At 44.6% G+C, this 14,882-nt stretch carries 10 protein-coding genes; 9 read left to right on the top strand and 1 reads right to left on the bottom strand.

Annotated elements, in window-relative coordinates:
• Positions 1-720: 720 nt before the first annotated feature.
• From EAE91_RS10130 to rluA, 3 genes are all read left to right on the top strand, one after another.
• Complete coding sequence (locus EAE91_RS10130) at positions 721-3,069, top strand: DNA polymerase II (protein WP_214088389.1); 2,349 nt, start codon at positions 721-723, stop codon at positions 3,067-3,069.
• 195 nt (positions 3,070-3,264) lie between these two features.
• A complete protein-coding gene (gene rapA / locus EAE91_RS10125; protein ID WP_214088388.1) occupies positions 3,265-6,171 on the top strand; it encodes an RNA polymerase-associated protein RapA in 2,907 nt (968 codons plus the stop codon).
• Between the two features lie 95 nt (positions 6,172-6,266).
• Positions 6,267-6,917 carry a bifunctional tRNA pseudouridine(32) synthase/23S rRNA pseudouridine(746) synthase RluA gene (gene rluA / locus EAE91_RS10120; protein WP_214088387.1) on the top strand — a complete coding sequence of 217 codons (651 nt, stop codon included), beginning with the start codon at positions 6,267-6,269 and terminating at the stop codon, positions 6,915-6,917.
• Between the two features lie 235 nt (positions 6,918-7,152).
• Here the strand turns inward: rluA and djlA are convergent, their stop codons facing one another.
• Positions 7,153-7,974: a co-chaperone DjlA gene (djlA, locus tag EAE91_RS10115; protein ID WP_214088386.1), complete on the bottom strand. Its 822-nt coding sequence runs from the start codon at positions 7,972-7,974 to the stop codon at positions 7,153-7,155.
• A 184-nt stretch (positions 7,975-8,158) separates the two neighbouring features.
• Between djlA and lptD the strand changes: the two genes are divergently transcribed.
• The 6 genes from lptD to apaH are packed head-to-tail and all read left to right on the top strand — an operon-like array spanning position 8,159 to position 14,850.
• A complete protein-coding gene (gene lptD, locus EAE91_RS10110; protein WP_214088385.1) occupies positions 8,159-10,483 on the top strand; it encodes an LPS assembly protein LptD in 2,325 nt (774 codons plus the stop codon).
• 52 nt (positions 10,484-10,535) lie between these two features.
• Positions 10,536-11,837: a peptidylprolyl isomerase SurA gene (gene surA, locus EAE91_RS10105; RefSeq protein WP_214088384.1), complete on the top strand. Its 1,302-nt coding sequence runs from the start codon at positions 10,536-10,538 to the stop codon at positions 11,835-11,837.
• A complete protein-coding gene (gene pdxA / locus EAE91_RS10100; RefSeq protein WP_214088383.1) occupies positions 11,815-12,834 on the top strand; it encodes a 4-hydroxythreonine-4-phosphate dehydrogenase PdxA in 1,020 nt (339 codons plus the stop codon). Before surA ends, pdxA begins: the two co-directional genes overlap by 23 nt.
• Positions 12,827-13,645 carry a 16S rRNA (adenine(1518)-N(6)/adenine(1519)-N(6))-dimethyltransferase RsmA gene (gene rsmA, locus EAE91_RS10095; protein ID WP_214088382.1) on the top strand — a complete coding sequence of 273 codons (819 nt, stop codon included), beginning with the start codon at positions 12,827-12,829 and terminating at the stop codon, positions 13,643-13,645. The genes pdxA and rsmA overlap by 8 nt, the downstream gene beginning before the upstream one ends.
• A 12-nt stretch (positions 13,646-13,657) precedes the next feature.
• Complete coding sequence (apaG, locus tag EAE91_RS10090; protein WP_214088381.1) at positions 13,658-14,035, top strand: Co2+/Mg2+ efflux protein ApaG; 378 nt, start codon at positions 13,658-13,660, stop codon at positions 14,033-14,035.
• Positions 14,036-14,037: 2 nt separating this feature from the next.
• A complete protein-coding gene (apaH, locus tag EAE91_RS10085; RefSeq protein ID WP_214088380.1) occupies positions 14,038-14,850 on the top strand; it encodes a bis(5'-nucleosyl)-tetraphosphatase (symmetrical) ApaH in 813 nt (270 codons plus the stop codon).
• Positions 14,851-14,882: the final 32 nt, after the last annotated feature.

Here is a 14,882-nt window from a genome sequence, read left to right as displayed (position 1 = left end):
CCTATCTCAATAGCAATTATCCATAGTAGATTATCATCCATAACTCATCTCTGGCGAATTTTTGTAAGATGGAACGCTTTATTCCTACCCATAAAACCAGCCGCTCTCTCGAACGTTACCGGATGGGTTACTCGTCAGATAAAATCTAAATATTCTCAAACAATTTTTTCTACTAATAATAACCACATTTTAATAACCATGATTTTTAACAATTTAAATAAATAGTTATTTAGAGTATTAAATATTTAGGTTCGTCAGGCGTGCCTGCGAACATTGCTATTCTATATTCCGCCGTACCTTGTGTCGGCAATGCTTATATATTAGCTAGGCAAATGGGTGGTGATTATGAGGCAATGACATCTATTATCACATGGACTACGTTATTATCCATCATTACTGTAACTTTAATTATTGGTAGTATTTAATTATATAAATACACTTAAGAATAAAGCTAGATAATATTAAAATAGCAATACTAATAACGAATGCAATACGTTTTATACGACTATATTCTTATAGATATATTCAATAATACCTGCCTATCTCACTTAAAGTTATTTTATTTTCCATTCTTTGCAATAAAGAGATAGTTTCGGCAATGTTTCGATTATCATTTATGCACCACATCACAATATAGTGAGATTAGGCAACTGTATAAATAACCATGATTCAATGCTATAATTGTAGTTATTTTCAACAAATATAAGCGCCTGCCTCTATATGCAACAGAATCATGCTGAACAAGGTTTTATACTGACACGCCATTGGCGGGATACTCCCTCGGGTATTGAGGTGGAATACTGGCTGGTGACAGATCAGGGGCCACGTCATATAAAAATTCTTCACCAACAAGCTGTTGCTTTTATCTTGCAAGCTAATATGCCGCAGGTAGAAAAAATTCTGGCTCAAGAGCGCAACTACCATCTCCGCCCACTGTCATTGAAAGATTTCAATCGCCAGCCTGTCGCCGCGCTTTATTGCCAGCAATATCGCCAATTACAACGGATTGAGAAAGTGCTACAGCAACAGGAAATTCAGGTTTATGAAGCAGATATCCGTCCACCAGACAGGTTTATGATGGAACGTTTTATCACGGCTCCCATCTGGTTCAGTCAGGCACCTAATGGTAGCTATCAGATGAAGCCTAACCCGGCTTATCGCCCAACATTGAAATGGGTATCCCTGGATATTGAAACCAGCAGGCATGGAGAACTCTATTCCATTGGATTAGCAGGATGTGATCAGCAAAAAGTATTTATGCTTGGCCCTGCTGACAGTAATGAGCACCCGGTAAATTTTGATTTGGAATATGTAGCAAGTCGTCCGCAAATGCTGGAAAGACTCAACGAGTGGCTGGAAAAATATGACCCTGACGCCATTATTGGCTGGAACCTGATTCAGTTCGATCTACGGATTTTACAAAAACATGCTGAACGCTATGGTGTTCCACTGAAATTTGGACGGGCTGGAGGGTTACTGGAGTGGCGGGAGCACGGCTTTAAACCGGGGCACTTTTTCGCTTCTACGGCCGGTCGGTTGATTATTGATGGTATTGAAGCACTGAAAACCGCTACCTGGAATTTTCCTTCTTTCAGTCTGGAATATGTCTCGCAAGAGCTATTGGGCGAAGGCAAAGCCATTGATACACCCTATCAGCGTATGGATGAGATTGACCGCCGTTTCCAGCAAGATAAGCCCGCACTGGCACAATATAATCTGCAAGACTGTATTCTGGTAAACCAGATTTTCGATAAAACCCACTTAATGAAGTTCCTGTTGGAAAGGGCAACAGTTACCGGTCTCGCCGTAGATCGCAGCGGCGGTTCAGTCACCGCTTTCACCCATCTTTACATGCCAAAAATGCACCGCATCGGTTATGTCGCCCCAAATCCAGGCGGGAAGCCTGAAGATAACAGCCCCGGTGGTTTCGTGATGGATTCTCGCCCCGGCTTGTATGATTCAGTGCTAGTGCTGGATTATAAAAGTCTGTATCCCTCGATTATCCGCACTTTTCTTATCGATCCTGTCGGTATGGTGGAAGGTCTGGCACAGCCGGACAGCGAGCATGCGGTTCCCGGTTTTCGCAATGCCTTCTTTTCCCGTACTCAGCACTGTCTGCCTGATATCGTGACGCAAATCTGGCATGAACGTGACGCAGCAAAAAAACAGCATAACGCCCCATTGTCACAAGCATTGAAGATCATCATGAACGCTTTCTACGGTGTTCTGGGGGCGGAGGGCTGTCGTTTCTTCGACCCGCGCCTGACGTCTTCCATTACTATGCGCGGCCACGAAATTATGCTCCAGACCAGAAAGCTGATTGAATCTCAAAACTATCAAGTTATCTACGGTGATACAGATTCTATCTTTATATGGCTGAAACAGGCGCATGAAGAAGAACTGGCTCTCAGTATCGGCAAAGAACTTGCGCGATTCGTTAACCAATGGTGGCAAAAACACCTGCAAGAACATTTTGGGCTTAAAAGCACCCTTGAGTTGGAATTTGAAACTCACTATCGCCGTTTTCTGATGCCAACCATCCGTGGGGCTGAACAAGGCAGTAAAAAGCGTTATGCCGGTCTGAGTGGTGACCGCATGGTCTATAAAGGTCTGGAGACAGTACGCACTGACTGGACACCTCTGGCGCAAAATTTCCAGAAGCAACTGTATTCACTGATTTTTCATGAACAGCCTTATCAAGAGTTTATCCGTGGTTATGTTACCAGTACCCTAAAAGGAAAATTTGATGATAAACTAATCTACCGTAAAAGGTTGGGCCGGAAGTTGTCTGACTATCAGCGCAATGTACCACCCCATGTGAGGGCAGCAAGGCTGGCAGATGAATACAATCTGCAACATAACCGGCCCTTGCAGTACCAAAATGGGGGTTGGATAAGCTATGTCATGACACAATCCGGGCCGGAACCACTGGAAAATCTGCATTCATCACCAGACTATGATCACTATATCAATAAGCAACTTCAGCCTATCGCTGATGCTATCCTGCCGTTTTTACAGGATGATTTTATAACTTTACTCACCGGACAGATGGTAATGCCTTTTGGCTAATTATTATTTGGCTGATTACTATTTTTTGCAGGTGACGACCGGCTTTGCTTCCATTAACATATCGCCCCTTTGACGAGAGATAAGGGGATTAACGGGGGTGTTTTGCTGTCTGCCCATTGTCTCCGTTAGACCAAATACAAGCTGTCGTCCTCCACCTATGAATAACATTATCTAACAGAAACTGAGTTAAAATTTATGCCATTTACCCTCGGTCAACGCTGGATCAGCGATACAGAAAGCGAACTTGGATTAGGAACCGTTGTTGCACTGGACGCACGAATGGTCACTTTGCTCTTTCCTGCCAGCGGCGAAAACCGCCTTTATGCACGCAATGATTCTCCTATTACCCGTGTTATGTTTAACTCGGGGGATGTTGTCACCAGCCACGAAGGCTGGCAACTCAAAGTGGATGAAGTCCAACTAGAAAATGGCCTGCTGATTTATACAGGCACACGACTTGATACTCTGGAAGAAAATATCAGTCTGCGCGAAGTGTTCCTTGACAGTAAACTTACCTTTAACAAACCACAGGATCGCCTGTTCGCTGGTCAAATTGACCGTATGGACCGCTTTGCCTTGCGTTTTCGTGCCCGTAAATATCAAAGCGAACAATTTAAACTGGCTGAAAGTGGTTTGCGGGGTATCCGCGCCAGCCTGATCCCTCATCAACTTCATATCGCTAATGAAGTCGGCAAACGCTACGCGCCAAGGGTTCTGTTGGCCGATGAAGTCGGTTTGGGTAAAACTATCGAAGCCGGGATGATCATCCACCAACAATTGCTGGCCGGTCGTGCTGAGCGTGTTCTGGTGATTGTGCCAGATAGCCTTCAACATCAATGGCTGGTAGAAATGCTACGCCGTTTTAATCTGCGCTTTGCCCTGTTTGACGATAGTCGCTATACCGAAGCACGACACGACAGTGATAATCCATTTGAAACAGAACAATTGGTACTCTGTTCACTGGATTTTGTCCGCCGCAACAAACAGCGTTTTGAGCATATGCTTGAAGCCCACTGGGATCTGCTGATAGTGGATGAAGCTCATCATCTGGCCTGGAGCGAGGATGCTCCTAGCCGTGAATATCAGGTTGTCGAACAGTTAGCTGAACAGATCCCCGGCGTATTGCTATTGACCGCAACACCAGAACAGCTAGGGCAGGAGAGCCATTTTGCCCGTCTACGCTTACTTGATCCCAACCGTTTCCACGATTATCAAGCTTTTATTGACGAACAACAAAAATACCGTCCAGTTGCCGATGCTGTCACACTGCTGTTATCCGGTGAACAACTCAATAATAATCAGTTAAACCTAATGGGTGAGTTGATTAGTGAACAGGATATTGAGCCTCTGCTGAAAGCCGCCAATAGTAATAGTGATGAAAGTGAAACCGCACGCCGTGAACTGATTTCCATGCTGATGGATCGTCATGGCACCAGCCGTATTCTGTTCCGTAATACCCGTAATGGCGTAAAAGGCTTCCCCCGTCGCGAACTGCACCAGATAAAGTTGCCTCTGCCATCCCAATATCAGACTGCTATTAAAGTCTCCGATATTATGGGCGCTAAAAAATCGCTGGAAGCACGCGCATGGGATATGCTCTACCCAGAACAGATTTATCAAGAGTTTGAAGGCGAAAATGCTACCTGGTGGCACTTTGATCCCCGCGTAGAGTGGTTACTTGGTTTTCTGATGGCAAATCGCCATGAAAAAGTACTGGTAATTTGTGCGAAAGCAACCACTGCTCTGCAATTGGAACAGGTACTACGTGAGCGAGAAGGGATTCGTGGTGCTGTTTTCCATGAAGGTCTATCACTGATTGAACGTGATCGTGCCGCAGCTTATTTTGCTTCCGCAGAAGAAGGGGCTCAGGTATTACTGTGTTCAGAAATTGGCTCAGAAGGCCGCAATTTCCAGTTCGCTAACCAATTAGTGATGTTTGATTTGCCATTCAATCCGGATTTACTGGAACAGCGCATTGGACGTCTGGATCGTATCGGTCAAAGCCGTGATATCCAGATTAGTGTGCCTTATCTGGAAAATACTGCCCAAGCAGTCTTGATTCGTTGGTATCACGAAGGCTTGGATGCATTCGAGCATACCTGTCCAACCGGTCGTACTATTTATGATCACTATTATGAAACTCTGCTGAACTATCTTGCCAAACCCAATAGCCAGGAAAAATTTGGTGAATTTATTGATCAGTGCCGCCAACAACATGAGCAACTCAAACAGCAACTGGAGCAAGGCCGTGACCGACTGCTGGAAATGAACTCCAATGGTGGCGAGCAGGGTTTGCGGTTGGCAGAAAAAATTTCAGAGTGTGATAATGATACTGAGCTAGTGAATTTCTCTCTCAACTTATTTGATATTGTTGGTATCAATCAGGAAGATCGCAATGACAACATGATAGTGCTGACACCATCCGATCATATGCTGGTCCCAGATTTCCCTGGGTTACCAAAAGATGGTTGTACTATCACCTTCAATCGTGAACAGTCACTGTCCCGTGAAGATGCCCAGTTTATCAGTTGGGAACATCCAATTATCCGTAATGGGTTAGATCTGATCCTTTCCGGTGATACAGGTAGCTGTGCGGTATCCCTTTTGAAAAATAAAGCATTACCTGTTGGAACCCTGCTGGTAGAGCTGATCTACGTAGTTGAAGCTCAAGCCCCGAAACACCTGCAATTGACTCGTTTCCTTCCACCAACGCCATTACGGATACTGATGGACCTGAAAGGCAATGATCTGGCTGGCCAGGTGGAGTTTGAAAGCTTTAACCGCCAACTTAATGCAGTGAATCGTCATACTGCAAGTAAACTGGTCAATGCGGTACAAAAAGAAGTTCACGCTATTTTGCAACAGGCCGAGGGTTTAGTAGAAACTCAGGCTAAATCATTGATTAAACAAGCGAAACAGCAAGCAGATGAAAATCTCACTGCTGAACTTTCCCGTTTGGAAGCATTGAAAGCCGTCAATCCAAATATTCGTGATGATGAATTGGAGGCCATTGAATCCAACCGCCAACAGTTACTGCTTAACTTAAATCAGGCAAGCTGGCGTCTGGATGCTATTCGCCTTGTTGTCGTTACGCATCAGTAAATATTAGCAATACCCGGAGGCTGAACCGGGATGGGGTAAACTTTACTAAGCACCCTATTCCGAGCCTCCCCCAATATTCAGCTACCGGAGCCTCAATGGAAGCTTATAACCCTCCTACCGATCCCTGGTTACATGTGCTCTATCAGGATCAACATATCATCGTAGTCAATAAACCTAGCGGGTTACTTTCTGTTCCCGGTCGGGCAGAAGAACATAAAGATAGTATCATGACGCGGGTACAACAACAGTTTCCAGCAGCAGAATCTGTTCACCGGCTAGATATGGCAACCAGCGGCGTAATGGTAGTTGCATTGACCAAAGACGCAGAGCGAGAATTGAAACGCCAGTTCCGTGAACGAGAACCGGAAAAAACCTATATTGCACGGGTTTGGGGACGTCTGGAGCCAAAAACGGGTCTTGTCGATTTACCGCTGATTTGTGACTGGCCGAATCGACCAAAGCAGAAAGTGTGTTTTGAAACCGGGAAATCAGCTCAGACTGAATACGAAGTACTCGCTTACGAAGATGAGGCAACCAGAGTAAAGCTCTCACCAATAACCGGCCGTTCACATCAGCTCAGAGTACATATGCTAGCACTTGAGCACCCGATTTTGGGAGATCGGTTTTACGCTCATCAGCAGGCAAGAGCAATGGCAACTCGCCTGCAATTACATGCACAAGAGTTATATATCACACATCCAGTCTATGGAACACCAATGCATTTTCAGTGTAAAGCCGATTTTTGATTAATAGACAAATACGGTAACCGAATCCAATGAAGCCAATATCAGACACAAGGCCAAGCCACAACAAGCCAAAAGAACACGGATATTTGCCATTTTTTGTATTCCTCCTAAATTAAAACAAAATAAAACATAAAATATTCTAATATTTTAGAGAAATAAAAAATAAACTCAACAGCCATAGGGGATATTATTCCCCTATACATTTAGTGCCATGTTTTTAAAAATAAAAAATAGGCTATTTAAAACCCTTCTCTTTTTTAATGAGATCATAGGCAGCCTGAATTGACTGGGCCTTTTGTTTAGCAATCTCCATCATTTCCGGTGGTAAACCTTTTGCTACCAGCTTATCCGGGTGGTGTTCACTCATCAATCTACGATAGGCGCGTTTAATTGTCGTCGCGTCATCCTTTTCACGCACACCCAACACTTTACAAGCGTCCGCGAGTGTTGGCCCCTGTGCGGCCCTCTGATAGCCGCCATACTGCCGTTGCTGCCACTCCCCTCCATCACCGAAACTACGGCCCCCTTCCATCATGGCAAGGAATTGTTCAAATTGGTTACGAGAGATACCAAGTTCATCAGCAATAATAAACAGCACCTTCCTCTCATTTGGGTGCAATTGCCCATCAGAAAATGCAGCCTGTAATTGGATCTCCAAAAACATGCGAATTAAGTCAGACCGGCCAAAACAGGCACGACGCAATTGTCTTAGTGTCTCACGCAAAGGAAAATTGGGCTCTTTGCCTTCACGAAAAGCCTGCTGTGCTGCTATCCTAGCTTGTCCGTGAAGTTGCATTCGCTCCATTAACTGGCTCGCAAGCCGGATATCTGTTTCAGTCACCCGCCCTTTTGATTTAGTAATATGTCCCATCACCTGAAAAGTACTACTGAAAAATAGTAGTTGACGAGACTGATTATTTGCAAAAAAACCTTGGTTTCTCCTTGCACTGGCCCTATCAAGCATATGACCAATAAACAAACCAATGACAATACCCCAGAAGCCTGCCCCAGACACAACACCAAAGATCAGCCCAAGCAATTTTCCCCAATAATGCATATACTCCTCAATTCACCAATGCTCTGAGTGTAGTTTTGCATTATCATACTATTCATTCAGCTCCGTGCCTAACGGCAAGATAAGTAAAGGTATGACTTTACACTGGCGCATATTCATTGAGTGCGCTAGTCTCTTGAGGTTTGCCCGGCATAATGCCACTGATGACGGAACCGCATAAATATCTATGAAGAAATGTTATCCAACTTTGCTGGCCACAACGGTATGGGCCGCACTTTATGGTCAGCATGCACATGCTGATCTCGCAGCACAGTGTATGCTGGGTATACCTGTTTACGATCAGCCAATAATTCATGGCGATCTCAATCAACTTCCTATCAATATTCTGGCAGATGATTCACGCGCAGATTATCCACGTTCTGCTAAATTTATCGGTAATGTTAATATTAAACAGGGTAATAAGACCCTAACCGCAGATAAAGTACAACTTGATCAAACAGAAGATGAAGTTCCGTTAAGAACCGTGACTGCAACGGGTAATGTTCATTATGATGACCCTCAGATTATTCTAAAAGGTCCACGCGCCTGGTCTAATTTAAATAATAAAGATACCGATATGTATCAGGGTGATTATCAGATGGTCGGGCGTCAAGGACGCGGCACCGCAGACAAAATGAAACTGCGTGGTGAAAACCGTTATGCCATTCTGGATAATGGTACTTTTACCTCCTGCCTGCCGGGTAATGATAGCTGGAGCGTTGTCGGTTCCGAAGTCATTCTCGATCGCGAAGAAGAAGTGGCCGAAATATGGAATGCCCGTTTCAGAATGGCTAACATTCCCGTATTTTATAGTCCGTATCTTCAATTACCGATCGGTAATAAACGCCGTTCAGGGTTTCTTATTCCTAACGCCAGCTATTCCAAAAAAGCCGGCTTTGAATTTCAGCTACCTTATTACTGGAATATTGCACCGAATTATGATGCGACGATTACACCGCACTATCTCAGTAGGCGTGGTTTAAAACTGGATAATGAATTCCGCTACTTAACTAAAGCAGGTATAGGTACTCTTGCTCTCGACTGGCTGAATAACGATGAGCAATATGTCAAAGACAAAAAGACAAACACACGTACCGCCAGAGAAAGTGATAATCGCTGGTTATTCTATTGGAGACACAGCGGTGTGATGGATAGGGTATGGCGTTTTAATATCGACTATACCAAAGTCAGTGATCCCGAATATTTTTCTGATTTCAGCTCTCAATATGGCTCTACCACTGATGGCTATGCCACGCAAAAATTCAGTCTGGGCTATGCTCAACAGAACTGGAATGCCACGCTATCAACTAAACAGTTCCAGATTTTTTCTAAAGATACCAGTAGAAAAGCTTACAGAGCTGAACCACAGTTAGATCTGAATTATTACAAAAATGATCTGGGACCATTTGACCTGAAAGTCTATGGTCAGGCGGCAAAATTCACCAGCGTAGGTAAAAACAACCCAGAAGCAACTCGCTGGCATCTGGAACCCTCCATTAACCTGCCACTCTCCAATGGCTGGTCCAGTATGAATAATGAAGTTAAGCTGATGGCGACTCACTATCAGCAAGATATTCCTAAATCTCCTGAGAACGCTGAATATAAAGAATCTGTTAACCGGGTTCTGCCACAGTTCAAAAGCGAAGCCAAAATGGTGTTTGAACGTTCAACATACCTGAACAGCAATTACACCCAAACGCTAGAACCGCAAGTTCAGTATCTGTATGTGCCATACAAAGACCAAGATAATATCAATAATTTCGACTCATCTTTATTACAAACTGATTATACCGGCCTGTTCCGTGACCGCTTTTATGGTGGCCTGGACCGTATTTCATCTGCCAATCAAGTGACTACCGGTCTTACTACCCGCCTTTATGATGAAGGTTTAGTTGAACGTTTTAACCTGTCATTAGGTCAAATCTATTACTTTGAACGTCCACGCACCGGTAAAGAAACCATCATCAACAGTAAAGATAGTACAGGTATGATGACTTGGGCAGGTGATACTTACTGGAAAATTAATGATTCCTGGGGCTTGAAAGGGGGTATGCAATACGATACTCGCCTGAGCAGCGTAACAATGGGAAATGCAGTACTAGAATATCGCCGTGATGAAGACCGACTTGTGCAGTTGAATTATCGTTTTGTTGACAGAGATTATATCCAAGCTACAGCTAAGAGTGCTCCGGCTTTCCAACAAGGGATTTCCCAAGTTGGTCTGGTTGCAAGTTGGCCGTTAAGTGATCGCTGGGGTTTCGTAGGTGCTTACTACTATGATACCAAAGAACAGCAACCGGCAAGCCAGTTAGTGGGTTTGCAGTACAACACTTGTTGCTGGGCAGTTAACGTTGGCTATGAGCGCAAAATCGTTGGTTGGAAAGACAACAATAGTGAATATGACAACAAATGGTCATTTAACTTTGAACTTCGTGGCTTAAGTAACAATCATAGTCTGGGTAGCAAGAAAATGTTGCAATCTGGCATCATGCCATACCAACGTGCATTTTGATATTAAACATGATAAATCCGCTATTGTGGAACCTACATATGATGGGAAAAGTATGAAGAACTGGAGAACTCTCATTTTCGGATTGATGCTTTCAGTGACTACTGCCTTCGCTGCGCCTCAGCAAATGGATAAAATTGCTGCGGTCGTTAATAACGGAGTGGTACTGGAAAGTGACATCAACAACCTTTTACAGACTGTTAAACTGGATGCGCAACATGCAGGCCAACAGATACCGGACGAACAAATACTTCGTCATCAGATCCTTGAGCGTCTGATTATGGATAATATCCTGCTGCAAATGGCAAAACAGATGGGGATCACCATTCCCGATCAAGCGCTAGATTCTACCATTGCCAATATCGCAGCCCAGAACCACATCACCGTGGATCAAATGAAACATCGTATCGCTGCCGATGGCATGAGTTTCGATACTTACCGTAATCGAATTCGTAAAGAGATGCAGATAGCAGAAGTACGTAACAATGAAGTTCGCCGTCGTGTCACCATTTTGCCTCAAGAGATCGACGCCTTAGTTAAACAAATTAGCAGCCAGAATACCAACGATACTGAATTGAATATCAGCCATATTCTGATCCCATTGCCAGAAAACCCTGATCAGGCACAAATGGAAAAAGCCATGACGATAGTACAGAAAATTATGTCTGAACTTAAACATGGCGTTGATTTCGGTAAATTGGCTATCGCCTACTCTGCTGATCCACAAGCGCTGAAAGGCGGCAACATGGGTTGGAGCAGGCTTGAAGAATTACCAACCCTGTTTGCTGAGCAACTGCAATCAGCTCCGAAAGGAGCCATCGTTGGCCCAATCCGTTCCGGTGTGGGTTTCCATATTCTCAAAGTTAATGATATCCGTGGCGGTAACCCAACCATCGCCGTCACTGAAGTTCATGCCCGCCATATTCTATTGAGAACTTCTCCTGTCATGACCGATGATCAGGCTCGCACCAAGTTGCAGCAAATCGCCAGTGATATTCGCAGCGGAAAAACTGATTTTGCCGATGCCGCAAAAGAGTTTTCAGACGACCCTGGCTCAGCCCTACGTGGTGGCGATCTCGGCTGGACTACCCCTGATATCTACGATCCTGCTTTCCGTGATGCGTTAATGCGCCTGAATAAAGGTGAAATCAGCCAACCTGTTCACTCATCTTTTGGCTGGCATCTGATCCAACTACTGGATACCCGCAAAGTTGATAAAACAGATGCCGCTCAGAAAGATCGCGCTTACCGTATGTTGTTCAACCGTAAATTCACCGAAGAAGCACAAAGCTGGATGCAGGAACAACGCGCCTCAGCTTATGTGAAAATTTTAGATGGCAGCGATGCACAACAATAAACCGATTATTATCAATAAACCAATTGTTATTACCCCCGGCGAACCTGCCGGGGTTGGACCCGATTTAACGGTTGCTCTCGCTCAACAAAGTTGGCCAATGCAATTGGTCGCTTGCGCAGACCCCAACCTGCTTCTCGACAGAGCCAGACAACTTAATTTACCTTTGCAATTACAAGAATACTCTGCTGACAAAACCCCCGAACCACAGGCTGCCGGGACGTTGACAATATTGCCAGTTCCTCTTCATGCTCCCGCAATCGCCGGTGAATTGAATCAAGAAAACGGCAGATATGTCACCGAAACACTGGCACGAGCCTGTGATGGCTGTTTAAACGGAGAATTTTCAGCATTAGTTACAGGACCGGTTCATAAAGGGAATATCAATGATGCCGGCGTGCCTTTTATCGGCCATACCGAATTCTTTGCCGATCGCAGTGGATGCCAGCGAGTTGTCATGATGCTTGCAACAGAAGAACTTCGGGTTGCCCTGGCTACGACTCATCTGCCTATTGTTGATATACCAAAGTCCATCACTTTCGATAGTCTGCGGGAAGTGATTACTATTCTTAACTATGACTTGAAAACAAAGTTCGGCCTGGCAAAACCCTGTATTTATGTCTGCGGTCTGAATCCCCATGCGGGAGAAGGCGGCCATATGGGACGGGAAGAGATTGATGTTATTATTCCTGCGTTAGCCAGTCTGAGAGCAGAAGGCATCGTACTGGAAGGCCCTCTACCGGCAGATACCCTGTTTCAACCTAAATATCTTCAACATGCAGACGCCGTGCTCTCGATGTATCACGACCAGGGATTACCCGTGTTAAAATACCAAGGTTTTGGCAGAGCAGTGAATATTACATTAGGTCTGCCATTTATCCGTACTTCGGTCGATCATGGCACAGCACTGGAACTGGCCGGAACAGGTCAAGCTGATGTGGGAAGCTTTATCACCGCATTGAATTTAGCAATTAAAATGATACAAAACAGTAATGAATAACAGAGTCCACCAAGGGCACTTTGCCCGTAAACGTTTCGGGCAGAACTTCCTAACCGATCAATTTGTCATTGATAGTATTGTTGCCGCTATCAATCCACAACCCGGCCAATCAGTGTTAGAAATTGGCCCCGGTCTTGGTGCATTGACAGAACCCGTCGGCGAGCGCATGGATAAAATGACCGTAGTTGAACTCGACCGCGATTTAGCCGCTCGTCTACAAATTCATCCAAAATTAAAAGATAAACTTACCATTATCCAGCAAGATGCCATGACTGTTAATTTTAGCGAATTGTCTCAGCAAAGAGGGGAGCCGCTGCGTGTCTTTGGTAATTTACCTTATAATATTTCCACACCATTAATGTTCCACCTTTTCAGCTATACTAATGCTATTGCTGATATGCATTTTATGTTACAAAAAGAGGTGGTGAACCGTCTGGTAGCCGGTCCCGGAAGTAAAGCTTTCGGGCGTTTGAGTGTCATGGCCCAATATTATTGTCAGGTTATCCCTGTGCTGGAAGTACCGCCAACCGCGTTTACTCCCGCACCTAAAGTCGATTCAGCCGTTGTACGTCTGATACCGCACAAAAGCATACCTCACCCCGTCAAAAATATTCGTATGCTGAGCCGGATCACGACTCAAGCTTTCAACCAACGGCGTAAAACCATCCGTAACAGCCTCGGTGATCTTTTTACTGTAGAACAGCTAACAGAACTTGGTATCGATCCAAGTACTCGCGCAGAGAATATTTCTGTTGAGCAGTACTGTAAAATGGCAAACTGGCTATCAGAACAACCTGAAATGCAGTCATAACAGGAGTCAATTATGATTAATACGCCCAGGGTTTCTATTCAGGTACAAAGTGTTTATGTTGAAAGCCAATCGTGTCCCGATCAACGGCGTTTTGTTTTTGCCTATACAATCACTATCCGAAATCTTGGGCGCGAACCGGTCCAGTTAATTAATCGTTACTGGCTGATCACCAACAGTGATGGCCATCAAACGGAAGTTCAGGGGGAAGGCGTTGTTGGTGAGCAACCCATAATTCAGCCAGGTACCGAATACCGTTACACTAGCGGCGCGATATTGGAAACACCTTTGGGTACTATGGAAGGCCATTATGAAATGATCGACCATAACGGTGAGCCATTTCGTGTTGCCATTCCGGTTTTCCGTCTGGCTATCCCAACGCTGATTAATTAATTATGTCTACATATCTCATTGGTGATATTCATGGCTGCTATCATGAATTACGAGCTTTATTAACTAAAGTCGATTTTGATCCTAAAAAGGACACATTGTGGTTAACGGGAGATTTAGTTGCCCGTGGCCCGGACTCTGTTAAAGTTCTTAGGTATGTTAAACAGTTAGGTTCAGCCGCAAAAGTGGTATTAGGCAATCACGATCTCCATTTATTAGGAGTTTATGCCGGGATCAGCCGTAATAAACCTAAAGATAAAATTGATACATTACTGTCTGCGCCAGATGCCGATGAATTAATTAATTGGCTACGCAAACAACCGTTACTACAGTACGATGATGATCTAAAACTGCTCATGACACATGCAGGCATTACGCCTCAATGGGATTTGGAAACAGCCAAAATGTGCGCCAGCGAAGTTGAAACTATGCTCAACAGTAGCAGTTACCCTCTGTTTCTCAATTCCATGTATGGGGATATGCCAAACAACTGGTCACCAGAACTCTCTGGACTGGCACGTTTGCGTTTCAGTACCAATACATTGACCCGTATGCGTTACTGTTTTCCAAATGGTCAGTTGGACATGTTGTGCAAAGATAAGCCCGAAAACGCCCCTGCGCCATTGAAGCCTTGGTTCGAACTGCCACGCCGGATCTCATCAGAGTATGCCATCGTTTTCGGTCACTGGGCATCATTAGAAGGCCAGGGAACACCCGACGGATTTTATGCATTGGATACAGGTTGTTGTTGGGGAGGAAAACTGACAATGCTACGTTGGGAAGATAAACAATACTTCACACAATCATCGTTATCGTAGTAAAACAGCATTAAAACCAGACACGCCGTGAA

The sequence above is a fragment of the Photorhabdus noenieputensis genome, from assembly GCF_018448935.1.
GTDB classification, from domain to species: domain Bacteria; phylum Pseudomonadota; class Gammaproteobacteria; order Enterobacterales; family Enterobacteriaceae; genus Photorhabdus; species Photorhabdus noenieputensis.
Note: the sequence above shows the minus strand (reverse complement) of the source record. Positions and strands in the feature narration are given on the sequence as shown.

What these genes read in the sequence shown, in the direction of transcription:
- EAE91_RS10130 (WP_214088389.1), top strand. Translation starts at nt 721, where the DNA reads ATGCAACAGAATCATGCTGAACAAGGTTTTATACTGACACGCCATTGG.
- rapA (WP_214088388.1), top strand. Translation starts at nt 3,265, where the DNA reads ATGCCATTTACCCTCGGTCAACGCTGGATCAGCGATACAGAAAGCGAA.
- rluA (WP_214088387.1), top strand. Translation starts at nt 6,267, where the DNA reads ATGGAAGCTTATAACCCTCCTACCGATCCCTGGTTACATGTGCTCTAT.
- djlA (WP_214088386.1), bottom strand. Translation starts at nt 7,974, where the DNA reads ATGCATTATTGGGGAAAATTGCTTGGGCTGATCTTTGGTGTTGTGTCT.
- lptD (WP_214088385.1), top strand. Translation starts at nt 8,159, where the DNA reads ATGAAGAAATGTTATCCAACTTTGCTGGCCACAACGGTATGGGCCGCA.
- surA (WP_214088384.1), top strand. Translation starts at nt 10,536, where the DNA reads ATGAAGAACTGGAGAACTCTCATTTTCGGATTGATGCTTTCAGTGACT.
- pdxA (WP_214088383.1), top strand. Translation starts at nt 11,815, where the DNA reads ATGGCAGCGATGCACAACAATAAACCGATTATTATCAATAAACCAATT.
- rsmA (WP_214088382.1), top strand. Translation starts at nt 12,827, where the DNA reads ATGAATAACAGAGTCCACCAAGGGCACTTTGCCCGTAAACGTTTCGGG.
- apaG (WP_214088381.1), top strand. Translation starts at nt 13,658, where the DNA reads ATGATTAATACGCCCAGGGTTTCTATTCAGGTACAAAGTGTTTATGTT.
- apaH (WP_214088380.1), top strand. Translation starts at nt 14,038, where the DNA reads ATGTCTACATATCTCATTGGTGATATTCATGGCTGCTATCATGAATTA.